20 protein-coding genes and 5 tRNA genes are annotated in these 25,997 nt (G+C 75.2%); 9 read left to right on the top strand and 16 right to left on the bottom strand.

The annotated features are described in order from the left end of the window. Position 1: 1 nt before the first annotated feature. Both H7827_RS26845 and H7827_RS26840 read right to left on the bottom strand, forming a co-directional pair. Positions 2-829 (bottom strand): aminotransferase class IV, encoded by an 828-nt coding sequence (locus tag H7827_RS26845; RefSeq protein ID WP_432747649.1) that lies wholly within the window; start codon positions 827-829, stop codon positions 2-4. After that, entirely contained in the window at positions 804-1,880 is a 1,077-nt protein-coding gene (locus tag H7827_RS26840; RefSeq protein ID WP_386541442.1) for a chorismate-binding protein, read from the bottom strand. Before H7827_RS26840 ends, H7827_RS26845 begins: the two co-directional genes overlap by 26 nt. 114 nt (positions 1,881-1,994) lie before the next feature. On the opposite strand from H7827_RS26840, the gene H7827_RS26835 reads away from it, so the two are divergent. From H7827_RS26835 to H7827_RS26815, 5 genes are all read left to right on the top strand, one after another. Next, positions 1,995-2,067, top strand: a tRNA-Gly gene (locus H7827_RS26835). A gap of 22 nt (positions 2,068-2,089) precedes the next feature. Beyond that, positions 2,090-2,160, top strand: a tRNA-Cys gene (locus H7827_RS26830). A 1-nt stretch (position 2,161) separates the two neighbouring features. Beyond that, positions 2,162-2,233: transfer RNA gene (locus tag H7827_RS26825), tRNA-Val, on the top strand. A gap of 23 nt (positions 2,234-2,256) precedes the next feature. Next, positions 2,257-2,328 (top strand) — tRNA-Val (locus tag H7827_RS26820). Positions 2,329-2,347: 19 nt separating this feature from the next. Further along, positions 2,348-2,422: transfer RNA gene (locus tag H7827_RS26815), tRNA-Val, on the top strand. A gap of 188 nt (positions 2,423-2,610) precedes the next feature. Here H7827_RS26815 and H7827_RS26810 read toward each other — a convergent pair. Further along, entirely contained in the window at positions 2,611-2,772 is a 162-nt protein-coding gene (locus H7827_RS26810) for a hypothetical protein (RefSeq protein ID WP_200368377.1), read from the bottom strand. Between the two features lie 316 nt (positions 2,773-3,088). On the opposite strand from H7827_RS26810, the gene H7827_RS26805 reads away from it, so the two are divergent. Further along, positions 3,089-4,186: a serine/threonine-protein kinase gene (locus H7827_RS26805; RefSeq protein WP_390125173.1), complete on the top strand. Its 1,098-nt coding sequence runs from the start codon at positions 3,089-3,091 to the stop codon at positions 4,184-4,186. On the opposite strand, the gene H7827_RS26800 is transcribed toward H7827_RS26805, so the two are convergent. From H7827_RS26800 to H7827_RS26765, 8 genes are all read right to left on the bottom strand, one after another. Beyond that, on the bottom strand, positions 4,171-5,007 hold the full coding sequence (locus H7827_RS26800) for a TrmH family RNA methyltransferase (protein WP_432747648.1): 837 nt from the start codon (positions 5,005-5,007) through the stop codon (positions 4,171-4,173). The genes H7827_RS26805 and H7827_RS26800 overlap by 16 nt on opposite strands. After that, a complete protein-coding gene (gene cobA, locus H7827_RS26795) occupies positions 5,004-6,242 on the bottom strand; it encodes a uroporphyrinogen-III C-methyltransferase (RefSeq protein WP_432747647.1) in 1,239 nt (412 codons plus the stop codon). The genes H7827_RS26800 and cobA overlap by 4 nt, the downstream gene beginning before the upstream one ends. A gap of 117 nt (positions 6,243-6,359) precedes the next feature. Beyond that, positions 6,360-10,175, bottom strand: a complete 3,816-nt coding sequence (gene cobT / locus H7827_RS26790; RefSeq protein WP_432747646.1) for a nicotinate-nucleotide--dimethylbenzimidazole phosphoribosyltransferase — start codon at positions 10,173-10,175, stop codon at positions 6,360-6,362. Positions 10,176-10,358: 183 nt separating this feature from the next. Then, positions 10,359-11,564: a precorrin-6y C5,15-methyltransferase (decarboxylating) subunit CbiE gene (gene cbiE / locus H7827_RS26785; RefSeq protein WP_386540248.1), complete on the bottom strand. Its 1,206-nt coding sequence runs from the start codon at positions 11,562-11,564 to the stop codon at positions 10,359-10,361. 68 nt (positions 11,565-11,632) lie between these two features. After that, complete coding sequence (locus tag H7827_RS26780; RefSeq protein ID WP_200368371.1) at positions 11,633-12,220, bottom strand: GNAT family N-acetyltransferase; 588 nt, start codon at positions 12,218-12,220, stop codon at positions 11,633-11,635. Positions 12,221-12,341: 121 nt separating this feature from the next. After that, positions 12,342-13,205, bottom strand: a complete 864-nt coding sequence (locus H7827_RS26775) for a MetQ/NlpA family ABC transporter substrate-binding protein (protein WP_432747645.1) — start codon at positions 13,203-13,205, stop codon at positions 12,342-12,344. Positions 13,206-13,326: 121 nt separating this feature from the next. Then, complete coding sequence (locus tag H7827_RS26770) at positions 13,327-13,995, bottom strand: methionine ABC transporter permease (protein ID WP_030727242.1); 669 nt, start codon at positions 13,993-13,995, stop codon at positions 13,327-13,329. Next, positions 13,995-15,035, bottom strand: a complete 1,041-nt coding sequence (locus H7827_RS26765) for a methionine ABC transporter ATP-binding protein (protein WP_432747643.1) — start codon at positions 15,033-15,035, stop codon at positions 13,995-13,997. The genes H7827_RS26770 and H7827_RS26765 overlap by 1 nt, the downstream gene beginning before the upstream one ends. Before the next feature lie 549 nt (positions 15,036-15,584). Between H7827_RS26765 and H7827_RS26760 the strand changes: the two genes are divergently transcribed. Both H7827_RS26760 and H7827_RS26755 read left to right on the top strand, forming a co-directional pair. Beyond that, entirely contained in the window at positions 15,585-15,962 is a 378-nt protein-coding gene (locus H7827_RS26760; protein WP_030727247.1) for a hypothetical protein, read from the top strand. Positions 15,963-16,056: 94 nt separating this feature from the next. After that, entirely contained in the window at positions 16,057-16,443 is a 387-nt protein-coding gene (locus H7827_RS26755; RefSeq protein ID WP_107046949.1) for a hypothetical protein, read from the top strand. Between the two features lie 12 nt (positions 16,444-16,455). On the opposite strand, the gene H7827_RS26750 is transcribed toward H7827_RS26755, so the two are convergent. After that, the gene (locus H7827_RS26750; RefSeq protein ID WP_030727253.1) at positions 16,456-16,971 is read right to left on the bottom strand and encodes a GNAT family N-acetyltransferase; all 516 of its coding nucleotides are present in this window, start codon (positions 16,969-16,971) and stop codon (positions 16,456-16,458) included. Positions 16,972-17,204: 233 nt separating this feature from the next. Then, positions 17,205-18,365, bottom strand: coding sequence for a glycerophosphodiester phosphodiesterase family protein (locus tag H7827_RS26745; RefSeq protein WP_432747641.1), 1,161 nt, complete (start codon positions 18,363-18,365; stop codon positions 17,205-17,207). A gap of 203 nt (positions 18,366-18,568) precedes the next feature. On the opposite strand from H7827_RS26745, the gene H7827_RS26740 reads away from it, so the two are divergent. Continuing rightward, on the top strand, positions 18,569-19,249 hold the full coding sequence (locus tag H7827_RS26740) for a lysophospholipid acyltransferase family protein (protein WP_386540255.1): 681 nt from the start codon (positions 18,569-18,571) through the stop codon (positions 19,247-19,249). 12 nt (positions 19,250-19,261) lie between these two features. Here the strand turns inward: H7827_RS26740 and H7827_RS26735 are convergent, their stop codons facing one another. The 3 genes from H7827_RS26735 to H7827_RS26725 form a co-directional block, all read right to left on the bottom strand. Then, the gene (locus H7827_RS26735; protein ID WP_432747640.1) at positions 19,262-20,233 is read right to left on the bottom strand and encodes an aldo/keto reductase; all 972 of its coding nucleotides are present in this window, start codon (positions 20,231-20,233) and stop codon (positions 19,262-19,264) included. Positions 20,234-20,238: 5 nt separating this feature from the next. Beyond that, positions 20,239-22,065: a hypothetical protein gene (locus tag H7827_RS26730; RefSeq protein WP_432747639.1), complete on the bottom strand. Its 1,827-nt coding sequence runs from the start codon at positions 22,063-22,065 to the stop codon at positions 20,239-20,241. Positions 22,066-22,150: 85 nt separating this feature from the next. Further along, complete coding sequence (locus H7827_RS26725; RefSeq protein WP_432747638.1) at positions 22,151-25,996, bottom strand: DUF5682 family protein; 3,846 nt, start codon at positions 25,994-25,996, stop codon at positions 22,151-22,153. Position 25,997 lies beyond the last annotated feature (1 nt).

Genomic DNA, 25,997 nt, shown 5'->3' with positions numbered 1-25,997 from the left:
TTCAGGGGTCGATGTCGGCCGCGGAGCGGGCCTGGAAGACGCGCAGCGCCTCGGCGGTCACCGGGCCAGGGGCGCCGGGCAGTTCGCGGTCGTCGACGCGGCGCACGGCCTGCACGTCGCGGGTGGAGGAGGTGAGGAAGACCTCGTCGGCCCGCTGGAGCACGTCCATCGGCAGTTCGGTCTCCTTGGCGCCGGCCCATTCGACCACCAGGGCCCGGGTGATGCCGGCCAGACAGCCGGAGGCCAGCGGCGGGGTGTGCAGTTCGCCGTCGAGGACGACGAAGACGTTGGTGCCGGTGCCCTCGCACAGGGCGCCGGTGGTGTTGGCGAACAGCGCCTCGGAGGCGGCCTGCTGGTGGGCGCGGGCCAGGGCGATGACGTTCTCGGCGTAGGAGGTGGACTTGAGCCCGGCCAGCGCACCGCGCTCGTTGCGGGTCCAGGGCACGGTGATGACGGCGGTGCTGGCGGGCCGGCGGGCCGTCTCGGCGTGCGCGATCAGCAGGGTGGGCGGTGCGTCGCCGCGGTCGGAGCCCAGCGGGGAGGTGCCGCCGGTGTAGGTGATGCGCAGCCGGCCGAAGGGCACCGGCTCGCTGTTGTCCAGCACCGCCCGGCAGGCGCGGCGCACCTCGTCACGGTCGGGCTCGGGCAGGCCGAGTCCGGCGGCGGAGGCCGCGAGCCGGTCCAGGTGGCGGCTCATCGCGAAGGGACGGCCGTGCTCGGTCTTCAGCGTCTCGAAGACTCCGTCGCCGACCGTGAGTCCGTGGTCGAAGACGGAGACCTTCGCGCTGTCGGCGTCCCGCAGCTCACCGTCCAGCCAGATCAGCGCCATGGTGTCGTTCTCCTGTCTCGTGCGTGGTGCCCGACGCTACCGTGAGCAGTCGTTCGGCCTTGAGTTCGGTCTCCGCCCATTCCCGCTCGGGGTCCGACCCCCAGGTGATACCCGCGCCGGTGCCGAAGCGCAGCACCGGACGGCCGCCGGTGCGGTCGGTCCAGAAGGTGCGGATGCCCACCGCCAGCTCGCCCGTGCCGCGATCGGCGTCGACCCATCCGATGCCGCCGCAGTACGGGCCGCGGGGGGCCCGTTCCAGTGTCTCGATGATCTTCAGGGCGCTGGGCTTGGGCGCGCCGGTGACCGAGCCGGGCGGGAAGGTCGCGGCGAGCAGGTGGGCCCAGCCGGTGCCGGGGGCGAGTTCGCCGCGGACGGTGGAGACGAGGTGGACGAGTCCGGGATGGGGCTCGGTGACACACAGTTCGGGAACGGTGACGCTGCCGGTGGCGCAGACCCGGCCCAGGTCGTTGCGGACGAGGTCCACGATCATCACGTTCTCGGCGTGGTCCTTGGGCAGCAGGTCGGCGGCCGTGCGGCCGGTGCCCTTGATCGGGCCGGATTCCACGGTGTGGCCGCGGCGGCGCAGATACAGCTCCGGGGAGGCGGTGGCGATCTCCACGCCGTGTCCGGGCAGCCGTACGGTGCCGGCGTACGGGGCGGGGTTGCCGCGGGCCAGCAGCGCGGTGAGGGCGTCGATGTCGGCGGCGGACGGGTCGGGCAGCGGGGCGGTCAGGACCCGGCAGAGGTTGGCCTGATAGACCTCGCCGGCCGCGATGTGCTCGCGGATGCGGCGGACGGCGGCGGTGTAGGCGGCGCGGTCCAGGGAGGTGTGCCAGCTCCTGGGGTCCGGGCCGCGCCAGCGGCCGGTCCTGACCGGGAGGGCGGGGGCGCGGCGCACCTGTCCGAAACGGGCGCACAGCGGGCCGCCCTCGTAGTCGGCGACCACCGCCCACCAGCCGGTGGAGTCCAGGGCGGCGGGGTCGCGGGTGACGTCCCGCAGGTCGGTGGCCAGATACCCGCCGAGGCGGGCAAGCGGAGCGAAGTCGTGCACATGTGCGAGTCTAGGCCGCGGATACGGGCCCCACCGAGTTTGAGCTGGCCCGCGGATCCGCTAGAGTTCATGACGTCACCAGGGAGCGCAAGCGTCCCGGGGGGCATACACACTGCGGACGTAGCTCAGTTGGTAGAGCACCACCTTGCCAAGGTGGATGTCGCGAGTTCGAGTCTCGTCGTCCGCTCGAAGGGGGCCTGGCCCCCTCCGGTGGAGTGGCCGAGAGGCGAGGCAACGGCCTGCAAAGCCGTCTACACGGGTTCAAATCCCGTCTCCACCTCGGACGATTAGCTCAGCGGGAGAGCGCTTCCCTGACACGGAAGAGGTCACTGGTTCAATCCCAGTATCGTCCACTGGGTCCTTGATGGACCTTCCCGCGCGATTAGCTCAGCGGGAGAGCGCTTCCCTGACACGGAAGAGGTCACTGGTTCAATCCCAGTATCGCGCACGCGAGATCAGCGTCACACGGACGATTAGCTCAGCGGGAGAGCGCTTCCCTGACACGGAAGAGGTCACTGGTTCAATCCCAGTATCGTCCACCACCGGCAAGGGCCGGGAAGCCGCACGGCTTCCCGGCCCTTCGTCTGTGCCCCTTGGGCTGTGTACGTACGCGGTGCCCGGGCAGCTCCCCAGCTGCCCGGGCACACATGCCGTCCGCCTGACCCCCGTCCCCACGGGGTGTTGGCCGGTGTCCCCGACCCGGGCCGCTCTCCCGGGTCCGGAGCGCTGTTCAGCGCCCCAGAAGTCCGGCCACGGACGACGCCTGTGTCACGACGGCATCGACGCCGCCGATCACGACCGCGAGTGTGATGGCCAGCGGCAGCACCATGGCCACCGCGACCAGCGGATGACGCCGTGCCGCCCTGGGCGAACCGCCGGTCAGCTGCGTCATCTGTCCACTCCCGTCGAGTTGTTGGCAAGCGGCGGGCGGGTGACCTCGGGGGACGAGTGCTGCGCCCGCCGCTTGACCTCAACACTAGGCGGCGGCCCCCGTCCCGGCGTCAGCCCGGCGTATTGAACCCGGGGCCTCCCAGGGGATGACGCGAGGCCCCAAGGGCTACTCCCCAGGGTGGACGAGAGACGGGATTCACCAGGGGTTTCCCCCAGGGGACCCGCGCGCCGCACGCCCTTCTCGGCGTTGTGGCCGCCCAGTCCGTAAGCTGTGCGACGGCTGTTGAACAGCACAAGAACCGGGCTGCGAGGTAGAGATGGCGATGATGCGGCTCCGGCGCGAGGACCCGCGGGTCATGGGGGCGTTCCGGCTCCACCGCCGGCTGGGCGCGGGGGGCATGGGGGTGGTGTACCTCGGCTCGGACCGGCGCGGGCAGCGGGTGGCGCTCAAGGTGATCCGGCCCGATCTCGCCGAGGACCACGAGTTCCGGGCCCGGTTCGCCCGCGAGGTGTCGGCGGTGCGCCGCATCAGAGGGGGGTGTACGGCCCGTCTGGTGGCCGCCGATCTGGACGCCTCGCGTCCCTGGTTCGCGACCCAGTACGTGCCGGGGCCCTCGCTGCACGACAAGGTCGCCGAACAGGGCCCGCTGTCGGCCGCCGAGACGGCCGCGATCGGTGCCTCGCTCGCCGAGGGTCTGGTCGCCGTGCACGAGGCGGGGGTGGTGCACCGGGACCTGAAGCCGTCCAACATCCTGCTGTCGCCCAAGGGTCCGCGCATCATCGACTTCGGCATCGCCTGGGCCACCGGCGCCTCCACCCTCACCCATGTGGGCACCGCCGTGGGCTCGCCCGGCTTCCTGGCGCCCGAGCAGGTACGGGGGGCGGCCGTCACCCCGGGGACCGACGTGTTCTCGCTGGGCGCCACCCTGGCGTACGCCACGCTGGGCGACTCGCCGTTCGGGCAGGGCAGTTCGGAGGTGATGCTCTACCGGGTGGTGCACGAGGAGCCGATCCTGCGCGGCACCCCCTCGGCGCTGGCCCCGCTGCTGCGCGCCTGCCTGGCCAAGGCCCCGCAGGAACGGCCCAGCACGCTCCAGCTCGCGAGCCGGCTGAAGGAGATCGCCGCCCGCGAGGCTCGCGGCACGGCCCTTGCCCCGCGCCCCAGGCCCCGCCCCACGGTGCCCGCGCCCGCCGCAGCGCCGCAGCAGGCCCGTACCGCCCGCCCGGAGCCGGCCGCCCCGGGGCCGCGCCCCTCCCCCGCCCCGAGGCCCGCCGCCCGGCGGCCCGCGCCGGGACCGGTACGGCGCGGGGTGGACCGCGGGCTGCTGCGGCAGCGGCTGATCGTGTTCGTGGTGGTGACGCTGCTGGTGGCGCTGGGCATCGCGGCGGCCCAGGGCTGTCAGGGCCCGGTCTGAGGCGGCCGCGCGGTGGCGACGGCGTAGAAGGCCACGGCGGCGGCAGCGGCCACGTTCAGCGAGTCCACCCCGTGCGCCATCGGGATGCGTACCCAGGTATCGGCAGCGGCCAGGGCGCGCGGGGTGAGCCCGTCGCCCTCCGCGCCGAGCAGGAGCGCGACCCGCTCCGCCGTCTCCTCCCGGCGGAGGGCGTCGGCCAGCTCCACCGCCCGCGCGTCGGGGGTGAGCGCCAGCAGCCGGAACCCCGCCTCGCGCACCCCGGTGAGGCTGTGCGGCCACTGGGCGAGCCGCGCGTACGGCAGGGAGAACACCGCACCCATCGACACCTTGACCGAACGCCGGTAGAGCGGGTCGGCGCTGTCCGGTGACAGCAGGACGGCGTCCATGCCCAGGGCCGCCGCGCCCCGGAAGATCGCGCCGATGTTGGTGTGGTCGTTGACGGCCTCCACCACCGCGACGCGGCGGGAGCGGGCCAGCAGGTCCGCGGGGTCCGGCAGCGGCAGCCGGTGCAGGGAGGCCAGGGCGCCGCGGTGGACGTGGTAGCCGGTGACCTGCTCGGCCAGTTCGGGCGTGACGACGTACACGGGGGCGCCGCAGGAGGTGATGACATCACCGAGCGCCTCGGCCCACTTGTCGGTGAGCAGCATCGAGCGCATCGGGTAGCCGGCCGCCAGGGCGCGGCGGATGACCTTCTCGCCCTCCGCCATGAACAGCCCTTCGGCGGGTTCCCGGCGGCGGCGCAGGGCGACGTCGGTCAGTGCCGTGTAGTCGGTGAGCCGGGGGTCGGCGGGGTCGGTGACGGGGATCAGCGGCACGGTCACAGGGTCTCCTCCGGGTGGTCCGCGACGGTCACCACATCGCCGACGACGATCACGGCGGGCGGCCGGACGCCGGTGGCGGCGATGCGGTCGGCGGCCGTCTCCAGGGTGGCGTCGACGCGCCGCTGGGCGGTGGTGGTGCCGTCCTGGATCACCGCCACCGGGGTACGCGGGTCCCGGCCGTGCCCGATCAGGGTGGCGGCGATCGCGGGCATCCGTTCGACCGCCATCAGCAGCACGAGGGTGCCGCGCAGCCGGGCGAGGCCCGCCCAGTCCACCAGCGACTTGGGGTGGTCCGGTGCCAGGTGGCCGCTGACCACCGTGAACTCGTGTGCGACACCGCGGTGGGTGACCGGGATGCCGGCCGCGCCGGGCACGCTGATGGCGCTGGTGACCCCGGGGACCACGGTGACCGGGATGCCGGCCTCCGCCAGTGCCGTGGCCTCCTCCATGCCCCGGCCGAAGACGTACGGGTCTCCGCCCTTGAGCCGCACCACGGACTTCCCGGCCCTGGCGTGCTCGATGAGCGTCCCGTTGATGGCCTCCTGGGCCATGGCCCGGCCGTAGGGGATCTTGGCAGCGTCGATGACCTCGACGTGGGCGGGCAGTTCGTCCAGCAGGTCACGCGGCCCGAGCCGGTCGGCGACCACCACGTCGGCCTCGGCCAGCAGGCGGCGGCCGCGCACGGTGATCAGGTCGGGGTCACCTGGGCCACCGCCGACCAGTGCCACCCCGGGCGTGCGGTTCCGGTGCCTGGGCGCGGCCAGGGTGCCCTCGCGCAGCCCTTCGACGACGGCGTCCCGTACGGCGGCGGAACGGCGCGGGTCACGGCCGGTGAGCACGGCGACGGTGACGCCCTCGCTGCGGCCGATGGCCGGGGTCCAGGCGGTGGCGGCGCCGGCGTCGTCGCTGCGGACGCACCACACCCGGGCGCGCTCGGCCTCGGCGGAGGCGGCGGCGTTCACCTCGGGGTCGTCGGTGGCGACCAGCGCGTACCAGGCGTCGGCCAGGTCACCGGGCCGGTATCCGCGCCGCTCCCAGCGCAGTTCGCCGGCCTCGGCCATGGCCTGGACGGAGGGGGTGACGGCGGGGGCGATCAGCCGGATGTCGGCTCCCGCGGCCAGCAGGGCGGGCAGTCGGCGCTGGGCGACGGTGCCGCCGCCGAGCACCAGGACCAGGCGACCGGTCAGCCGCAGTCCGACGGGGTACGCGGGGTGGTCGGGGTGTGGCTGTGGCATGGGTGACGCGGCTCCTGGTGAGCGAGCGGGATCGCCGCTGCGACGCTGGAGCGGCTGCGATGTGCTGGGTGGCGGCCGGGGCAGAGCGCCCCGGCCGCCACCCACACAGTACGGTCCTCAGTTCTTGTCGCTGACGCCTGCCGCGTCGAAGGTGGCGACCTCCCGCATGGCGCGGGCCGCGCTCTGCACCACCGGCAGCGCCAGCAGCGCCCCGGTGCCCTCGCCGAGCCGCAGGTCGAGATCGACCAGCGGGCGCAGGCCGAGCGCGGTGAGCGCGGCCATGTGGCCGGGCTCGGCGCTGCGGTGGCCGGCCACGCACACGGACACCGCCTCGGGGGCGATGGCGCGGGCGGTGAGGGCGGCGGCCCCGGCGCTGACCCCGTCCAGGATCACCGGGACGCGCAGCGAGGCGCCGCCGAGGATGAATCCGGTGAGTGCGGCGTGTTCGAGGCCGCCGACCGCCGCGAGCACGCCGATGGGGTCGGCGGCGTCGGGCTGGTGCAGGTGCAGGGCGCGGCGTACGACATCGATCTTGCGGGCGTGGGTCTCGTCGTCGACGCCGGTGCCCCGGCCGGTGACCTCGGAGGGCTCGCTGCCGGTGAACACGGCGATCAGCACGGCGGCGACCGTGGTGTTGGCGATGCCCATCTCACCGGTGAGCAGCGCGCGGTTGCCGGCCGCCACCAGATCGCGGGCCGTTTCGATCCCGACCTCGATGGCGCGCTGCGCCTCTTCGCGGCTCATGGCGGGGCCCGCGGTGATGTCGGCGGTGCCCGGCCGTACCTTGCGGGGCATCAGCCCCGGCTGGCCGGGCAGTTCGCCGCGCACGCCGACGTCGATCACGCACACCTCGGCGCCGACCTGCTGGGCGAAGGCGTTGCACACCGCTCCCCCGCCGAGGAAGTTGGCGACCATCTGGCCGGTGACCTCCTGCGGCCAGGGGGTGACGCCCTGGGCGTGCACCCCGTGGTCGCCGGCGAAGATCGCGACGGCGGCCGGCTCGGGCAGTGGCGGCGGGCAGTGGCGGGACAGACCGCACAGCTGGGCGGAGATGACCTCCAGGGCGCCGAGCGCGCCGGAGGGCTTGGTCATCCGCTTCTGCCGCTCCCACGCCTCGGCCAGGGCCTGGGCGTCCAGCGGACGGATGTCCTCCAGCGTCTCGCTGAGCAGATCGTGCGGCTCGGCCCCGGGCAGCGCGCGGCGGCCGTAGGACTCGTCGTGCACGACCCAGGACAGGGGCCGCTGCCGGGCGGGCCCGGGGGGCGCGGTCCCGGTCTCGTCCGCGAAGGCGTCGACGTAGCCGATGCAGAGGTAGGCCACGATCTCCAGGTGCTCGGGGAGTTCGAGGGTACGCACCAGCTCGCGGTCGTCGTAGAAGCTGACCCATCCGACGCCGAGTCCCTCGGCGCGGGCGGCGAGCCAGAGGTTCTCGACGGCGAGCGCGGAGGAGTACGGCGCGAGCTGGGGCTGCTGGTGCGGCAGCGGGGTGTGCCGGCCGCCCCGGGTGGGGTCGGCGGTCACCACGATGTTGACGGGGGTCTGGACGATCGCGTCGGTCTTGAGCTCTTTGAACTGCTTGGCGCGGCCCTTGGGGAGCGACTTGGCGTACGCCTCGTGCTGGCGGACGGCCAGCTCGTGCACCTGGGTGCGGGTCTCGGCGGACCGGATGATGACGAAGTCCCAGGGCTGGGCGTGCCCGGAGGTGGGCGCGGTGTGCGCGGACTCCAGGACGCGCAGCAGGACTTCGTGCGGGATGGGGTCGGGCAGGAAGCCGTGCCGGACGTCGCGCGGCTCACGCATGAGCCGGTGCAGGGCGGCGGGGTCCGCCGCCGGGGGGGCGGCGGAGGTGGCCGGGCGACCGGACGGCGCGGCGACGTGGTGCGTGATGGAGACGGCGCCCGGGGCCGCGGCGGTTGCCGGGGGTGCGGCGGGGCCGTTGGCCGGGGCGGTGGGTGGGACGGCCTCCGGAGCGGGGGCGGCCGGTACGGGCGTCTGCGATGTCCCGTCGGGAACGGCAGGAACGGCCTCGGCGGCTCCGCCGGGCTCGGGCGCCGCAGCACCGGCGGCGGGAGGTGCTCCGGCGTCGGCCGCCGGGGCGGGCGCGGTGACGGTGCCCGGGGCCGGTGTTCCGTCGGGGACGGCGGGAGCCGGGTGGGCTCCCCCGGCTTCGGCCGCCGTGGTGGCCGGTGCGGTCACGGTGACGGCACCGGGACCGGCCTCGGCATCGCCGGCCAGCAGCGGGGTGACCGCGGCGGCGGCGGGCTCAGCCGGGGAATCGGTCGCCGTCGCGGAAGCGGGCGGCGCCGTGCCCTGGGGCTCGGTGGCGGCCGGGGGCTCGGCCGGTGCACCCGGGGCGGGTGCCTCCGGCTCGGCAGGAGAGTCGCCCTGCGGGGCCACCACGGCCTCGGCAGGGGCGCCTGCGGCGGCCGGGGGTTGCGCGACGGCGTCGGTGTCGCTGCCCGCCGGGTCGGCGGCGGGCGCGGGAGCCTCGGTTCCGTCGGGCGGGCCGGGAGCGGTGGGAGCGGCGGCTTCGGGCGCCACCCCTTCGGTCACGGGGCCGTCGTGGGTGCCGGGGGCGGCGGGCGCCGGGGCGTTGCCCTCGGCCGGGGGCGCGGGAGGGGGCGTGGGCACGCCCGGGCCTGCTGCGGCGGGGGCCTGGGGCGCACCCGGCGCGGCGGCGGGCGCCGGGGCGGGGCCGCCCACGGGCGTGGCTGTGGTGGTGCCGCCGTCCGCCGGAGGGCCGACCGGCTCCGCCGGCACGGCGGCGGGCGCCGGAGCGCCCTCGGTCCCACCCGGGACGGGCACGCCGGGGGCCGTTCCTGCGGCGACCGGGCTGCCCGGAGCGGCGGCGACGGCGCCGTCAGGGGAAGGCGCCGGCGCGGGAACGGCCGGAGCCCCGGCGGGGACAGGTGCCTGCCCGCCCGGGGCGGCTGCCGCCTCGGACGGTGCGGCGGGAGAGCCTTCGGGGGCTGTCACGGTTCCGTCCGTCGTTTCTGGAGCGGTGGCGACCACGTCGCCGGGCTCACCGGTTGCGGCCGGCTCCTCGGCGGGCGCCTGGTCCTGCCCGGCCACTCCGGCTTCGGGGGCGCCGGGGGCGGGCACCGTGCCCGGCTCCTCGGCGTCGGTGGGCGTTTCACCGGGTACGGCCGGTGCGGCGGCGTCGGCCGGCGGGGGCGCTTGCCCGCTGCCGGGAACGGAGGGTGCGACGGCCCCGGCCCCGGGAACGCCCTCGGCCGGTGTCGCGGTCTGCGGGGCACCCGGAACGGCCGCACCGCCGGAGGCGGAAGCCGCGGCTTCGGGTCCTGCGGACACGGGGCCGTCACCGACCGCGGGTGCGGCATCGGCCGCCGGGCCGGGAACGGGCGTGTCCTGTCCTGGAACGGGGGCGGGCGCCATGTCGGGGACGGGGGCCCCCGGAGCCGCGGCCCTGTCATCGCTCGCGGGTGCCGTCACGTCGGCCTCGGCCGGGCCCGCCACCGAGGCCAACGGGCCGCTGTCGGTGCCGGCACCGGGGGCCGGGACGGGGCCAACGGCGGGCGGCACGGGGGCAGCACCGGGCGTCGACACGCCGGGCACCACCGCCGTGGCCACGCCGCCGCCAACGGGGGGCGCCGAGGCCGGTGGTGTGTCCGGGTGCTCGGCGTTCACGGGTGCCTGCGCGGCGCCCGCCGCCGGTGCCGGCGTCGCCGGCTGCGGCCACGCGGATGCGGCGCCCCCGGGACGGGGGGCGGGGAACAGGGGAGCCAGTTGGGCCGGTCTCGGGGCCGCCGGAGTGATCGGCTGCGGGGTGGGCGCCGCGTCGCCCCAGGCGACATGCGCCCCCGGCATCAGCAGATCTTCCTCTTCGCCCTCGACGACATCGTCCGCCTGGACCGGGAAGGGAAAGCCCTGTTCCGGCTCTCCCCCCTCCGGGATCCGGCCGGTGTCCGTCATGCGTACCCCTCGCCCATCGGTAGTGCTCTGCCGGGTTGCGCCGGTCTCATCCGGACATTGGCGGATGAATCATCAAGTCCGGCCGTCGGCACAACGATCCACCAGCCTACCGCTGCCCGTACCCGCCCGGGGTCGTGGGTCGTACGAGTGGCCCGGGATGCTCCCGGTTTGTCTTCGCGCTGGTCACAGACGGCTTCCGGCCAACAGGAACACCACGGAGCGGCCCCGTTCGGACCACTCCTGGGTCTCCAGTTCCACCGATTGCAGGAGCGTGCAGCGCACGGTGTAGCCGGCGCCGCTGAGCACCCGTCCCGCGGCCTCCGCCTGATCGCGGGTCATGGCATGGGTGACGATCCGCTGCGGCCTGCGGTCCGCGCAGGCGACGAGGGTGCGGTGGCCGCCTCCCCCGACACGTACCACGTCGGGCTCCGGCAGTGACTGGAGCACCTGGGGTGCGACCCCGTGCACCACGTGCAGTTGCACGCCGAACCGCCGGGCGGTGGCGCCGGCCAGGGCGCAGGCGTCGGCGTCCCGGTCCACCGCGATGACGGCGGCGCCGTGCCGCGCGGCCTCCAGGGCGGCCAGGCCGCTGCCTGCGCCGATGTCCCACACCAGGTCGCCCATGCGCGGGCCGAGCACGGCCAGTTCCAGCGCCCGCAGGTGAGGGGTGCGGCCGGGGGCGGGCAGGGCGGTCTGCTGGTACTCGGCCGGTTCGAGGCCCCAGCCGCGCGGTTCGACGGCCGCGGCCGGGTCCTGGCCGGCCAGCCAGCTCTCCCCCGCGCCGCTGGTTCCGCCGACGACGATGACCAGGTTGGGGTCGGTCCAGCGGTGCCGCGCGACCTTGTCCGAGGTGAGCACGGACACCCGTTCCCGGTCGGTGCCCAGCGACTCGCAGATGACGAAGGTGCGGTGCACGTCGCCCAGCAGCAGGGCGATCTCGGCGGGTCCGGCGCCGGGTGAGGTGAGGACGGCGACCTTGGGGTGGGCGCGGCACACGTTGACGGCGCGGCGCAGGGTGCGCTGCTGCGCGGTGACGACGCGGGCGTCGTCCCAGGGCATGCCGACGCGGGCGAACCCCGCCGCGACGGCCGAGACGGCCGGCATCACCTCGACCTCCAGGCCGTGTTCGAGGTCGCGCAGGGTGCGCACGACGCCGAAGAAGCCGGGGTCACCGTCGGCGAGGACCACCGCTGTGCCGCGGTGCGCGGCGATCCGGCCGGCGGCCAGGCTGAGGCTGCCGAGCTGGACGCGTTCGGCCCGGGCGGGGACCTCGGGCAGCACCAGGTGCCGGGGGGCGCCCGCGACCAGCGTGGCGGCGCCCAGGGCGGCCTGTGCGCCCGGGGTGAGCGGGCTGCCGTCCCATCCGATCACGGTGACGCGGTCGGCCATGTACGGGGAGCTCCTGGACTCGTCACGGGTGGGATGTCCCGCTGAGCCTACCCCGCGTGATCAGGGGCTCAGCGGTCCTCGAGGTCCTCGGGGAGCAGGCTCCACACGATGGTGTCGGTGCGGATGTCGGTCCAGCCGCCGTCCTCGGTGCGCGAGCGTACTATCCGGGCGTTGCGCAGGACACCCTCGCTGACGCAGCCGGCCTTCTGGGCGACCCGCTGGGAGGCGGTGTTGCCGGCGGCGGTGCGCAGTTCGAGGCGTTCGAAGTGCTGGTCGTGGAAGAGCCACTGGGCGACGGCGAGCACGGTCTCCACGGCGTACCCCTCGCCGCGGCCCCAGGGACCGATGACGTAGCCGATCTCGGTTCTGCGGTTGCGCCAGTTGGTGTTCATCAGGTGGGCGCTGCCGACCAGCCGCTGGGTGAGGTGGTCGGTGACGGCGAAGACGATGCCGCGGCCGGAACGGCGTTCGGCCGGGGCTCGTCTGACGACCCACTCGTGGGCGTCGCGACGGGTGTACGGGGTGGGGGCGCTGGTCCAGGCGGCGGTCAGCTCGTCGTTCATCATGTCGGCGAGCGGAGGGATGTCGGCTTCCTCGAAGGGGCGCAGCACCAGGCGTTCGGTGCTGATGGAGATGTCGGGGAAGAGGGATGTCATGCGCCGCTCCATACCTGGGGTCCGAGGGGACAGCATGCAGTATCCAGCCCTTCTGCGCAGCGCCGGGCCCCGGCAGGGGTGCCGGGGCCCGGTGCTGGAGGGGCTGGTGACCGCGTGCCGGTCAGGAGCCGGGGGTGCCGAACGCCGGGATGACGGAGCCCGGGTAGGTGTCCTCGATGAACTGCGCGACCTCGTCGGAGTTCAGCAGCTCGGCGAGGGTCTGGACGGCGGGGTCGTTCTCGTGGCCGGCCTTGACGGCGAGGAAGTTGGCGTAGGGGTTGCCCTCGGCCTCTTCCAGCGCGATGGCGTCGTCGGCCGGGGAGAGGTCGACCTCCAGGGCGTAGTTGCCGTTGACGATGGCGGCGTCGAAGTCGTCCAGGGCGCGCGGGAGGCTGGCGGCCTCCAGCTCGGTGAACGTGATGCCCTTGTCGTCGGTGATGTCGCCGAGGACGGCGTTGGCGCCGACGCCGTCCTTGAGTTCGATGACGCCGTTCTGGGCGAGCAGCTGAAGGGCGCGGCCGCCGTTGCTGGCGTCGTCCGGGATGGCGATGGTGGAGCCCTCGGTGAGCTCTTCGACGCTGTCCAGGGACTTGGAGTACAGGCCGAGCGGCTCCAGGTGCACGTTGACGACCGGGACGATGTCGGTGCCGTGGTTGGCGTTGAAGTCGTCCAGGTAGGGCTGGTGCTGGAAGTAGTTGGCGTCCGCCTCGCCGCTGTCGACGGCGGTGTTGGGCAGCACGTAGTCGCTGAACTCCTGGACGGTCAGGTCGAGTCCGGCGTCCTCGGCGAGGTTGTCCCGGACGAAGTCGAGGATCTGCGCGTGCGGGTTGGGGCTGGCGGCGACGGTGATCTTCCGGGTGTCCCCGGCGGAGGACCCGGCGTCGTCGTTCGACGAGGGGTCGGAGTCGGTGCCGCAGGCGGCGAGGCCCAGGGTGAGAGCGGCTGCGGACGCCGCGACGGCGGCGGTACGGAGGTGAGTACGCACGAAAAGTGCCTTTCGGTTACGCGGGTGCGGTGTTTCCTGTGGTCCCGGGGGTGCCGGGGGTCTGTGGGGTGCGGGGCGGCCGGTACGGCCGTGGGGGTGTCCCCTGCTCGAAGGGCTCAGGTCATCCGGTGCGCCCGCGGCGGGTGAGGAGCCGGACGACCCCGTCGCCCAGGAGCTGCACGATGGTCACGATGACGACGATGACCGCGAGGATGACGTACATGAAATCGGTCTCGAAGCGCTGGTGGCCGTAGGTGAGGGCCAGGGTGCCCAGGCCGCCGCCGCCGACGGCGCCCGCCATCGCGGAGTAGCCGATGAGGGCGATCACGGTGGTGGTGAGTCCGGCGACCAGGGAGGCCAGGGACTGCGGCAGCAGCACCTTGAGGACGACGGTCCAGGTGCCGCCGCCCATCGCCTGGGCGGCCTCGACGAGTCCGTGGTCGACCTCGCGCACGGAGGTCTCCACCAGCCGGGCGAAGAAGGGGATGGCGCCGATGGCCAGCGGCACGATGGCGGCGGTGGGGCCGAAGGCGGTGCCCACCACCCAGCGGGTGAAGGGGATCAGGGCGACCATCATGATGATGAACGGCAGCGAGCGGCCGACGTTGACGATGGCGCCGAGGATCTTGTTGACCACGGCGTTGGCGAGCATGCCGCCGCGGTCGGTGAGCACCAGCAGGACGCCGATGGGCAGTCCGCCGAGGGCGGCGATCAGGGTGGACCAGCCGACCATGTAGAGGGTGTCGATGGTGCCCTGCTCCAGCAGGGGCCGCATCTGATCCCAGCCCATCAGGCACCTTCCTTGCTGAGCGCGACGGCGGCCGGGGCGGCCGTGCCGGGTATCTCGACGGTCAGGCCCTGGGCGCGCAGGAAGGCCAGGGCACGGTCGTTGTCGCCGGGGCCGCCGGGCAGCTCGATGCGCATCCGGCCGACCTGGGCGTCGCCGACGGTGTCCATGGCGGCGCCGAGGATCGACACGTCGACGGCGTGGTCGCGGGCGAGCTGGGAGATGACGGGCTGCCCGGCGCTGCCGCCGTGGAAGGTGATGTCGACCAGGGTGCGGCCCTCGCCCGCCGCGCCGGTGAGCGGGAACAGCTCATGGGCGAGGGTGGAACCGGGGGTGGCCAGCAGGTCGGAGACGACGCCGGACTCCACGACGCGGCCGTCCCGCATCAGGGCGGCGGAGTCGCAGACGGCCTTGACGACGTCCATCTCGTGGGTGATGAGCAGGACGGTGAGGCCGAGCTGCTGGTTGAGGTCGCGCAGCAGCTGGAGTACGGAGCGGGTGGTCTCGGGGTCGAGCGCGGAGGTCGCCTCGTCCGAGAGCAGCACCTTGGGGTCACCTGCCAGCGCGCGGGCGATGCCGACGCGCTGCTTCTGGCCGCCGGAGAGCTGGGTGGGGTAGGCGCGGGCCTTGTCGGCGAGGCCGACGAGGTCGAGCAGGTCCAGGGCCTTGCGGGCGCGTTCGCGGCGGGTGAGGCCGAGAATCTCCAGCGGCAGCTCGATGTTGCCCTGCACGGTGCGGGCGGAGAGCAGGTTGAAGTGCTGGAAGATCATGCCGATGCGGGTGCGGGCCTCGCGCAGCGGGCGGCCGGCGCGCTTGCCGCGGCCGGCCAGGGCGGTGAGGTCGACGCCGTCGACGGTGACCGTGCCGGAGGTGGGGCGCTCCAGCAGGTTGACGCAGCGGATCAGGGTGGATTTCCCGGCGCCGCTCTGTCCGATGACGCCGAAGACCTCTCCGGGCCGGACGTGGAGGTTCACGCCGTCCAGCGCGGTGACCTCCCGGCCGCGTGAGTGGTAGACCTTCGTGAGGTCCGTGGTGGTGATCACTGGGTTCCCGTCACAGTCGAGTGTCCGGGCGCGCGGCTCGGCGCGCCGGGCACGGGGCATGTCCGCGCGCGGGGTCCGCGGGGACAACGAGAGAGGATGAGCGCGGGGCCGGAGGGCCGGGCAGGTCGTGCCGGCCGGCGGCTGTCAGGTGTCGCTTCGGGGCGCGAGACGGCTCGTGCGGGGGCCCTCAGCGGTCACACATTCGGCCCCGACAACGAGCACCGGGCAGGGGGGCTGCCTCGGTCGTCACGGCACGCATGCTCGTCGCGGTCATGCCGACCAGTAAAACAGAACGGCTGTGGCGCGTTCCTTCCCCTGGACGCCCCTGTCCGCATGCTGGACAGTGCGTCCGGCTGGCGGGCACCTGTCCCGTGCACGCCCGAACCCCCCTTGACCTGCGCGAATACCGAGCCGGACCGGGCGCCTGCCGAGGGCGGGTCAGGACGTGCACAAGGGACCACTGTGGTCAACGCCACGGCCTGCGGGCCCGGGCCCGGGAGGGTCAGGGGTGGTTCGGGGCGGGTCGGGACCGCGCAGTAGAGTCGGCCCATGCTCACCCCCCTGACGGTCGCGGTCGCCGTGGCCGCGCTGCTGCTGGCCGCCTGGTGCGGGTACGCCGCGCTGCGGGACCAGCCCGTCAAGGACTGGCACTACCTGGGCATGGGCGTGGTGCTGCTGCTCACGATCGTGCAGCTGGCGATAGGGGTCCTCCAGCTGTCCGGCGGCGAACGCCCCTCGGGCGACAGCACGGTGGTCTTCGCCTCGTACCTGGTCGCGGTGCCCCTGTGTCTGCCGGTGGTCGCCATGGTCTCGCTGGGCGAACGGACCCGGTGGGGCTCGGCGACGGTGGCGGCGGGCGCCCTGGTGCTGGCCGTACTCCAGCTGCGCCTGGACGACGTGTGGGCGGGAGGTGTGAGCGTTGGCTGAGCGCGAGATCCCCGCCGCCGCCGTACCGCCCCGGGCCCCGGAGCCGGACGGACCGCAGGACGCCGGCCGGGCACCGGAGGCAGCGCCGCGCGGTCTGCGGCACGGGCCGGGCCGGCTACTGGTCACGCTGTACGGGATCTTCACCGTGGGCGCGGCCTCGCGCTCCGTCTACCAGCTGTCCACCCGCTTCGACGAGGCCCCGCTGGCGTACACGCTGTCCGCCGTCGCCGCGCTCGTCTACGCCTTCATCACGGTGGCGCTGGTGCGCGGCGGGGAAGGTGCCCGGCGCCTCGCCCTGGTGTGCTGCGCCGCCGAGCTGGCCGGGGTCCTCGTGGTGGGCACCTGGACGCTGGTGGACCCCTCCGCCTTCCCGGACGCGACCGTGTGGTCGGACTACGGCCGCGGCTATCTCTTCCTGCCGCTCGTGCTGCCGGTGACCGGGCTGCTGTGGCTGCGCCGGTCCCGGCAGCGCGAGCGCTGACGGCCGCCGGGATCAGGCGCTGGCGGCCAGGGTCCGCGGCAGCGGCTGCTGCGCCCGGATCTTCTCCAGGGTGATCACGTTCAGCTTCGGCGAGACGTGCTCGGTGGCCACCGGCGCGTAGCCGAGCCGGCGGTACAGCCGCAGGTTGCCCTCGCCGCGCTGGCCCGAGTGCAGCCGGTAGCGGGCGGCGTCGGCCTCGGCGGCCAGCCGGTGTTCGATCCGGTCGAGCAGCCGGCCGCCGAGCCCGTGGCGCTGCATCCGGGGGTGCACGATCAGCCGGCCGATGGAGGCGGTGCCGTCCGCGTCGACGGTGCCGCGTACCGAGCCGACGACCTCGGTGCCCAGCCGGGCGACCAGGACCAGGCCGGCCAGCATCTCGGCGCGCAGTTCGCCCGCCGTCTGGGTCAGCGCGTCGATCTGGTAGTCCCCGGCCAGCTCGGCTTCCGCCTGATAGCACAGGTACTGGAGTTTGAGGATCTGTTCGGCGTCCTGCTCGGCCGCCTTGTCGATCGTGACGCTCATGCCCATGTGCTCACGTCTCCCCAACGAGGTGATAGGCCGGGGCACGTGAAGGAGGGTGTGCGCCGCCGGCCGGTGAATGCCCTGACGGCACCCGCCGGTTGACCGGACCGGGCGCCCCCTGCATTGTGCGGGCAACCGGCGCGCCTGGGGAGGGTGCACGCGACAACCGACTTGTGAGATGTACGACTGGGCCCCGGCGCATGAGCCGGCGCCCGGGGGGAGAAGGGGACGCGCCGGGGTCAGCGCCGGTCGGCGGTGACCAGCAGCATGGTGTCGGGGTGGTCGGTGTGGATACCGTCGATGCCCTGGTCGAGGTAGGCGCGGATGGCGCCGAAGACGTCGCCGTAGCGGTTCTGGCGCTCCCCGGTGCGGAACTCGGCGGGCAGGAAGACGTTCTCGTTGCGCAGGGTGTAGCCGTGCACACTCAGGCCCCGGTCGTGGGCGTCGCCGATGAGGGTGGTGGGGGCGGCCAGCGTGTCGTCGTCACGGCGCGGGATGACCAGGTCGAGGGTGGGGCCGATGACATGGGCGTAGCCGGCGATCTCCCGCAGCCCGTCCGGGGTGATCAGGTCGGCGACGGTGCGCGGGTCGCCGGCCCGCTGGAGGTCGTGGGGGCGCTCGGTGGGTCCGGCGAGCAGCAGGGTGCGGCGGGTCTCGGTCCGCTCGGCCATCCGGCGCAGGCTGTCGGCCTCGAAGCTCTGGAGCAGGACGGGGGATCCGGCCCGGTGCAGTTGGTGGCGGTGCAGCAGCCGGGTGAGCGGCTCCTCCAGGTCAAGACCCAGGGAGCGGAAGTGGGTGGGGTGTTTCAGTTCCAGGCACAGCCAGACGGGCCGGCCGCGCTCCCGGCCCCGGGCCGCGGCCCACTCCAGGACCTCCTGGAGGGTGGGGACGCTCCAGCGGCCGTTGTAGAGGGTGTTGTTCGGGCGGCGGGCGGGGAGCCGTTCGACCGAGCCGAGGGTGGTGAGCTCGGCAGCCGTGAAGTCCTCGGTGAACCAGCCCGTCAGCCGTTCGCCGTCCACCGTTCTCGTGGTTTCCCGGTCGGCGAATTCGGGCCGGGCCGCGACGTCGGTGGTGCTGGAGATCTCGTTCTCGTGGCGGCACACCAGCTGGTGGTCGCGGGTGGGCACCAGATCGATCTCGATGACGTCGGCACCGAGGTCGAGGGCCAGCTGGTAGGAGCCGAGGGTGTGTTCCGGCCGGTAGCCGCTGGCGCCGCGATGGGCGATGACGGTGGGCGTGGGCGGATCTCCGGAGCCCGCCGCGGGTGACCGGGCGGCGCGGGCGCCGACGGCGCCCAGCAGGGCGGTGGCCCCGGCACCGGCCACCGTCGCGCCCAGCAGGGTGCGCCGGGTCAGCCGCCTGCCGTCGTGCCCGGGACCTGCTTCCTGGTCTGCCGCCATGCTGCCTCCGTGGTCCACGCGTCACGGCGATGGTAGGGAGCGGGAAGCGCCCGGACGGGGATCTTCGGGTGCAGACATGACAAAGGCACATCAAAAATGCGTGTCCGCTGCGTGAACCCCGTGCGCCGCGAGCCCGCACACGCGAGTATCGTCCTTGAGCTGTGTGCTTCCCGCGCGCTGGCAACCACCGACCGGAGGGAACCTTGTCCCGTTTCACTCTGCTGAGGGCGCTGTTCGGCCCCCTGCTGAAGCTCTTCTTCCGACCCAGGGTCGAGGGCCTGGAGAACATCCCCGGCGAGGGCCCGGTCGTGCTCGCGGGCAATCATCTGACGTTCATCGACTCGGTGATCCTGCCGCTCATCTCCAAGCGGCAGGTGCACTTCATCGGCAAGGACGAGTACGTCACCGGCCGTTCCCTCAAGGGGCGGATCATGGCGTGGTTCTTCACCGGGGTCGGCATGATCCCGGTGTCCAGGGACGGCGGTCACGGCGGGGTCGCGGCCCTGATGACCGGCCTGCGGGTGCTGGAGCAGGGCAAGGTCTTCGGGATCTACCCCGAGGGCACCCGCTCCCCCGACGGCCGGCTGTACCGGGGGCGCACCGGCATCGCCCGGCTGACGCTGATGTCCGGCGCGCCCGTGGTGCCGTTCGCGATGATCGGCACCGACCGGGTGCAGCCGGGCGGCAAGGGCCTGCCGCGCGTCGGGCGCGGGCGGCGGATCACCGTACGGTTCGGTGAGCCGCTGGACTTCTCCCGGTACGAGGGCATGGACCGCGACCGCTACGTGCTGCGGGCCGTCACCGACGAGGTGATGACCGAGGTCATGCGGCTGTCCGGGCAGGAGTACGTGGACATGTACGCCACCAAGGCGCGGGCCGCCTGACCTCCTGCCCCCTCAGCTCCAGGGCAGCGCGGAGCGCTTCGCCCAGTACCGCGCGGCGGGCTCGCCCAGTTCCGTGAGCCGGGCCAGCTCCCGCGGGTCCAGCCGCAGCCGGGCGGCGGCCAGATTCCCCGTCAGCTGGGGCACGGTGGCCGCCCCGGAGAGCACGATCCCCACCCACGGCCGGTGCAGTACGGCGGCGATCGCCACGGCGTCCGGCCCGGTGCCGTGCTCGCGGGCCAGCTCCCGCAGAGCGGGCGGGGCCGCCTCACCGGCGAGCCGGCCGTTGGCCATGGCCTCCTTGACGATGACGGTCAGTCCGGCCGTGTGCGCCTCGGCCAGCGCCTCGCCCGCCGAGGGCTCCAGCACATTGAACGTGGACTGCACGGTGCGGAACAGCGGCCCGTCCGCGTACCGCAGTTCCAGCGCCGCGCGGATCGCCTCCGCCTGGGCCGGGCCACTGGTGGACAGGCCGACATCGAGCCCGGCGGCGCGCAGTGCGGCCAGCCGCTCCAGGACGGCCGGGTCGCGCAGTGCCGGGCTGTCCGGGGTCACGGAGTGGATCTGGTACAGGTCCAGCCGGTCGCCGAGCAGCGCGGTGCTCTCCGCGTACTGCCGGTCGAAGGTGGCGGCGCTGTGGTCCTTCACCTCGTGGGTGGCGGCGTCGGTGCGCCACTCGGCCGTATACGTGTAGCCCCACTTGCTGCCGACGACGACATCGCGCACGCCGGGGCGGTCGGCCAGCCAGCCGGCGAGGAACTCCTCGGCCCGGCCGTAGGAGCGTGCCGCGTCCAGGTAGCGCACCCCGGCGGCGTGGGCGGCGTCGAGCAGTTGATGGCTGCGCTCGCGCAGCGCGCCGACGGTGCGTTCGGCGGGCAGATCACCGGCCCGCCCCAGGTTGATGTAGCCGGGGCGGCCGACGGCGGCCAGGCCCAGGCCGATCCGTGCGGCCGGGGTCGCGTCGGGGCTGAAACGGGAGAACGCCATGGGTCTCACGCTACCGGTGCGCCTTGCGGGGCGGCCCAGGCGGCGGCGCACAGCGCGTGCGCGGCGCGGTCCCCGTAGTGGGCGGCGGCCAGCCAGGCGAGGGCGAACCGTTCGGCGTCCGCGGGCCGCAGCCGGCCGAAGACGTCACGGGTGCGGTCGGCGGCCGCCCGGTGCAGTGCGGTGAGGAGTTCGGCGGCGGTGGACAGACCGGCGTGCCGCAGGCGCTGACGGTCCGTCTCGGTGCTGCCGGGCAGGGCTACGGCGGACCGGCCGGCGGCGAGCGCGGCCTGGACGCGGCGGTGCAGCAGATGCAGGGGCGCGGGGGCCGCCTCTCGCAGGTCGGCGGGCGGGGCGGGGGTAGCGCCGGCACCGGGCAGGTCGGCGCGGCGCAGCCGGTCGTAGCCGAGATCGACCGGTTGGCGCGGGCCCGCCCCCGCGGCGGCCCCGGGGACGGGGCCGGCCGCGAGCAGCCGCAGCCGGGGGTGGTCGGCGGGGACCAGCCGGGCGATGACGCGCAGGCGCATCCCTGGGGCGGCCGCCAGCAGCCGCAGGTTGTCCCGGTGGGCCAGGCCGGGGTGTTCGTCCCCGGGGGCGATGCGGACGGTCAGCCCGGCGCAGTCGGCCGCCAGGACATCGGGGGCGCCCATCTCGCGCACCGGGCCGAGCACGGTGAGGTCGGTGAAGACGAGACCGGCGGCGGAGGCGGGGTCGGGGTCATCGAGGGCGCGGGTGATCTGGTCGGGGAGCGGCACCTCCCACAGGGCGGCGACGGGTTCGGCGTGCCAGGGCGTGCCTTCGGCCCGCACGGCGCGTACGCCCCGGCCGGCGCCCAGCCTGCCGTCCGGGGAGACGGTGGCGCCGGAGACGACGAGTCCGCCCCGGGCCAGCTCGCGGTGGGTGCAGGAGGCGTCACCGAGCCGCACGGTGTAGCCGGCCGCGTCCGCCGCGCGGCGGGCGCCGCCGGGGGCCACGTCGGTGAGGGCGAACAGCTGCCCGTCCGTTCCCAGGACCCAGGTGACCACCCCGGCGTGGCCGCTGCGGGCGAGCACCGGCTCGCAGCACAGGCCGTACAGCCGCAGGGAACCGCCGGGCGTGTAGGGGCGGCGGGCGGTACCGCGCAGGGCGGCGAGGGAGGCGCCGGAGGGCGCGGCCGGGCGGCGCAGGGCATGACAGACCATCAGCAGCTCGCGGACGGTGGCGGTCAGCTCGGCGAGCCGGTGGCCGGGGTCGGCGGCGCGGGCGGCGCGCAGGCCGTTGACGGTGGCGATCGCGAGGGTGGCGGGGCGGTGCAGGCCGGTGAGGCGGGCGGTGTGCGCGGCGTGCAGCAGTTCGGCCTGGACGAGCGCTCCGGCCCCCTCGATCCCGGCCTCCAGCGCGGCGGCCCCGGCCCGCCACAGGGCGGTGGCGGCGGCGCGCTGGTCCGGTTCGGGGGCCGCCGGCTCCGCGTCGCCCGGGGCCGGCCCGGCCGGGTCGGGCTGTGCGGCGCGAGCGGCGGGGGTCTCCGGGGCGGCTCCCGGGGGGACCGGCTCGGCCACCGGAGCGGCGGCGGCGACGGCGGCCCGGTGCACACAGTCGGGGGCCAGCAGACAGCCGCAGCGGATGGCGTCGGTGGCGGCGACGGTGCCGGTGGGGGCGTGGAGTTCGAGTGCGGTGTCGTCGTCGACGGCGATGCGCACGGTGTCCCCCTCCCGTGTTCTGGGACGGGCGGCGAGCTTCGCGGCGGCGGCATCGAGCCGCTTGCGCAGCCGTGGGCTGAGGGTGTGCGCCAGCTGGGCGGTGACCTCGGGGGCGACGGGTGGCAGCGCGATGTCGGCGGGGGCGGGATCGGTCATCACGGGTCTCCGGCGAGGACGGGAAGGGAGCGGGGGCGGGGGACGGCGGCGGGGTGGCCGGGGGCCGGGCGGGCGGTGGTCCGGGTCACCGGATCTTCTCCCCCACCCAGCGGGCGAGTTCCAGCGGACTGACGGCGGCGATGGGCATCCCGGCCGCGACCAGCTGCCCCGCGGTGCCCGTGCTGTAGCGGGGGCGCCCGGTGTCGTCCAGGCTGGCGCAGCCCAGCAGATGGCAGCCGGAGTCCACCAGCGCGCGCACCTCGGCGAGCAGCCCGCCCAGGGGGTAGCCCTCCTCGAAGTCGCTGACCACCACGACCAGGGTGCGGGACGGCACGGTGACCAGACTCCTGGCGTGCCGCAGTCCCGCGGCGATGTGGGTGCCGCCGCCGATCCGCACTTCGAGGAGCAGGCCGAGCGGGTCGTGCACCTGGTCGGTGAAGTCGATGACCTCGGTGGAGAACGCCAGGAAGTGGGTGCTCAGCGCGGGTACCCCGGCCAGGACGGACGCGGTGAGCGCGGACCAGACGGTGGACGCCTCCATGGAGCCGGAGACATCGGTGACCAGGATCAGCCGCCAGTCGGCGGAGCGCCGGGCGCGGCTGCGGAAGACCGGGCGCTCCGGCACGAGCTGGACCCGGCCACCGGGGCCGCGGTGCGCGGTGCCGAGGTTGGCACGTACGGTCCTGGCCAGGTCGAGCCCGCCGCCGGGGCGCCGGCTCGGCCGGGGCAGGGCGGTCCCGGTGAGGGCCGGACGCAGCCGGGTGGCCAGTTGCCGGGTCAGCTCCTCGACCAGCCTCCGGACCAGGGGCCGCAAGGCGGCCAGCCGGGCCTCGGGGAGGCCGCCCGCGTGCCGCAGTACGGTGCGCAGCAGGTCCACGGAGGGCCGGGCCCGGTCGGGGTCGAGCGCGAACACGGCGTCCGTACGCCCGGCCGCGACGGCGGCGGCCAGGACCTCCTCGCGGACGCCGGGGCCGAACAGGGCGGCGAGTTCACCGGCCCACTCGCGCACCCCCGGGTAGGCGGCCTCGCGCCCGCCGCCGCTGCCGTGACCGCCGACCAGATCGCCGCCCGCGCCTTCGCCGCGGCCCGCCCCGTACAGCTCGTCCAGTGCGGTGGCCGCCGCCCGTGCCCTCGCGGGCAGGCGTTCGGTGCCCCGCCCCAGCACGAGGCGCCAGCGGTCGTGCGGAAGGATCGCCCGCTCGCCCGAAGGGCTGCCGGCGGCGCTCGTGTCGGGGACGGCTGCTGTCCCGTCCGTGCCCGCGCCGGGCTCGGATGCTCCGCTTCCGGCGACCGCGATCGGGCCCCCACCCGGGCCACCGGCGTCACGGGGGGCCGTGTCGCCGTTCCCCGTGAGCGGGGACGGGCCCGCGGACGCCTCGGAGTGGTCGCCGGTGGTGGTCGCGGCACCGGCCACGGTCGCGCCGTGGACAGCGGGGCGGTCGGGGCCGGTGCCCCGCTCCCTCACTCCCGCCGGTGCACCGGTGCCGGTCGTGACTCCCGTCGCCGTGCCGCCGCGGGCACCGGCCGTGGCGGCCCGCTGCCCGGCGGCTCGCGGGGCGGGGAGCGCGGTCGGCGTGGCGCCGGTCGCGGGTGGCAGCAGGTCCAGGACGGCCAGTGCCGCACGGGCGGCCAGGTCGGCGGTCGTCCAGCGGGCCAGGGCGGTGGGGTCGGTGTCGGGCAGTGTGGCGAGCGGGCCGCCGAGTTCGTCCTCCACTGCCGCCAGCAGCCGCTCCCGGGCGGCCGGGCTGAGGGTGTCGAAGCCGCCGCGCAGGGCCGGGAGGCGCTCCAGGAAGGGCTGGTCGGGCAGTTCGACCACCCGCTCCAGCAGCGGCGTGAGTGCCTGCGGCGCGGTCTCCAGCAGCGGGCCCGCCGCCGTCAGCAGGCCCGTCAGCCGTGCGGTGAGGGCCGCCCGGCCCTGCGGGGTCGTCGCGGTGTCCACCCAGGACGCCACCCGCTCCCCCAGGTCACCCGGCCGCTGCTGCCCCAGGAGGACCCGCACCGCGTGCGCCGCCCCGGACATCAGCGGTGAGCCGTCCCGGGCCAGCCGGGCGAGCGCGTCGGTGAGCCGCAGTCCGCCGGACGCGTCGGCGCGGTGGGCCAGTTCCAGCAGGGCGCGGGCGTCGGCCGGGTCCTCGGAGCCGGTCAGGCCGTCCAGTTGGCGCACCGCCGCCCCGGTCAGCAGTTCCACGGTCGCTCCGGTGGCCACGGTCCCCTCTTCCGGACCGGCCAGCCGGTCCAGCAGGGTGAGCGCGGCCAGCAGTTCGGGCAGCGTGCCGGAGGCGGGGACGATCCCGGCGGTCTCGGCGAGGCGTTCCGCCGTCAGGGCGGTCAGGTCGCACGCGGCGGCCTCCTGGAGACCGGCGATCACCTGGGCGGCGGTCGGGCCGCCCGCCGCCCGCTCGGTACGGTGCCGGGCCCGCAGGGTGCCCTCGGCGGCCTGGGCGGGGGTGACCCCGCGCATCCCGGCGGCGACCAGCATCGCCGCGGTGGCCGGGGTCCAGGCCACGTGCCAGCGGGTGGTGACGGCCTCGGCGCCGCCCGCCCCGCTGACCTCGCGCTCGGTCGCGTACGGGATGCCGCACACGGTGAGCCGGCGCAGCAGCAGTTCGCGGCGCCGGTCGCGCGCCGAGCGGCGAGGGTCCAGGCGCAGTTCGCGCTCGGCCCGGCCGGCGGCGCCGTCGGGCCCCGGCAGTCCGAGGTCGGCGAGCTCGCGTTCCACGGCCGGGCCGAGGCCACCGCGTGGGGCGTCCGGGGTGGGCTGTCCCGTGCGCTCACCGACCAGGACGTGTTCCAGTGCGCGGGAGACCGCCCGGCCGCGCCCCAGGGGTTCGCCCTGGGCGAGGGTGCTCTGGACGGCCTCGACGAGCTCGCCGCGCCCCGCCGCCGGCAGTCCGCGCAGCCGGGCGAGGTCGGTGGCCAGCCGGATGATCTCCGTGGCGTCCGCCGGCCCGCTGGGATGGTCCTGGGCGCGCAGCCGGGCGCAGATCCGCACGGCGGTGCGGGTGAGGGCCTCGGCCAGCTCCTGCGGGTCGCCGCCCGCCGCCAGCACCTGGTGCTGCCATTCGGGGTCGCGGATACCCGCGGGGTAGCCGGAGCGTTCGTCCAGCAGGGCGTAGGTGTACGGGATGAGGGAGACGGTCCACGGCGGTGCGGCGGAGGCTGTCGGCGACGGGCCCGGATCGGGCTCCGGCTCGGGGGCCCGTACGGCGGTGGCGGTGAGGACGGGCGCGTGGAATGCGCCGATCACGGCCGCCACCCGCTGCCCCGCGTCCGCGGCCCCGGCAAGCCCGGACCGCATCCACCGCTCCCTGCGCAGGTCGAGCGGGTCGACCCCGGCGCCGTCCTCGGCGTCCCGGCGCAGCGCCCAGCCGGCCAGCAGCGCAGCGCGGCGCACCGCTTCGGGGCTCGATCCGGGGGCGCCGACCTCGACCAGCCGATCCCACAGGTCGTCGCTGTCGCGCCCGGTGAGCCAGGCCCGCATGGCGTGTTCGAGTCCGGGGCGCCCGGTGCCGGTGCGGCGCGGGTGCCGCCAGGCCGGGTCGCTCAGCGGCAGGTCGGCGGCGACGGCGGGGACGCCCCGGCGGGCGGCCCAGCGCAGGGCCACCAGCTCGGGCGAGAAATCCGCGAAGGGGTAGAACGCGGGACCGGTGATGCCGGTGCCGTCCGCGGGGTGCGGGGGCACGGCGGCCAGGGCCACCGGGGCGCGGGTCCGCGGGTCGGCGAGCCAGGGCAGCCAGTCCTGGAGGTCGGCCGGGAGTTCGACGTGCAGGATGTCGGGTTCGGCCGCGTCCAGCAGGGCGGGCAGCGCCGTCGCCAGCGACGGCGCGTGGTGCCGTACGCCGACCAGCAGGGCACCGGCCGGGTCGGTCAGCTCGGCGAGGACGTCCCGGGCCCGGGCGGCGTCCGGGCCGGCGTCCGTCGTGCGGGTCATG

The organism is Streptomyces sp. JH002 (genome assembly GCF_050916115.1).
In the GTDB taxonomy this organism is placed as follows: domain Bacteria; phylum Actinomycetota; class Actinomycetes; order Streptomycetales; family Streptomycetaceae; genus Streptomyces; species Streptomyces xiamenensis.
This window is presented reverse-complemented; position numbering and strand designations above follow the sequence as displayed.

Bases quoted from the DNA above. Each gene is read 5' to 3' on its own strand.
- H7827_RS26845 (WP_432747649.1), bottom strand. From the start codon at position 829: ATGGCGCTGATCTGGCTGGACGGTGAGCTGCGGGACGCCGACAGCGCG.
- H7827_RS26810 (WP_200368377.1), bottom strand. From the start codon at position 2,772: ATGACGCAGCTGACCGGCGGTTCGCCCAGGGCGGCACGGCGTCATCCG.
- H7827_RS26805 (WP_390125173.1), top strand. From the start codon at position 3,089: ATGGCGATGATGCGGCTCCGGCGCGAGGACCCGCGGGTCATGGGGGCG.
- cobA (WP_432747647.1), bottom strand. From the start codon at position 6,242: ATGCCACAGCCACACCCCGACCACCCCGCGTACCCCGTCGGACTGCGG.
- cobT (WP_432747646.1), bottom strand. From the start codon at position 10,175: ATGACGGACACCGGCCGGATCCCGGAGGGGGGAGAGCCGGAACAGGGC.
- cbiE (WP_386540248.1), bottom strand. From the start codon at position 11,564: ATGGCCGACCGCGTCACCGTGATCGGATGGGACGGCAGCCCGCTCACC.
- H7827_RS26780 (WP_200368371.1), bottom strand. From the start codon at position 12,220: ATGACATCCCTCTTCCCCGACATCTCCATCAGCACCGAACGCCTGGTG.
- H7827_RS26770 (WP_030727242.1), bottom strand. From the start codon at position 13,995: ATGGGCTGGGATCAGATGCGGCCCCTGCTGGAGCAGGGCACCATCGAC.
- H7827_RS26760 (WP_030727247.1), top strand. From the start codon at position 15,585: ATGCTCACCCCCCTGACGGTCGCGGTCGCCGTGGCCGCGCTGCTGCTG.
- H7827_RS26750 (WP_030727253.1), bottom strand. From the start codon at position 16,971: ATGGGCATGAGCGTCACGATCGACAAGGCGGCCGAGCAGGACGCCGAA.
- H7827_RS26745 (WP_432747641.1), bottom strand. From the start codon at position 18,365: ATGGCGGCAGACCAGGAAGCAGGTCCCGGGCACGACGGCAGGCGGCTG.
- H7827_RS26735 (WP_432747640.1), bottom strand. From the start codon at position 20,233: ATGGCGTTCTCCCGTTTCAGCCCCGACGCGACCCCGGCCGCACGGATC.
- H7827_RS26730 (WP_432747639.1), bottom strand. From the start codon at position 22,065: ATGACCGATCCCGCCCCCGCCGACATCGCGCTGCCACCCGTCGCCCCC.
- H7827_RS26725 (WP_432747638.1), bottom strand. From the start codon at position 25,996: ATGACCCGCACGACGGACGCCGGCCCGGACGCCGCCCGGGCCCGGGAC.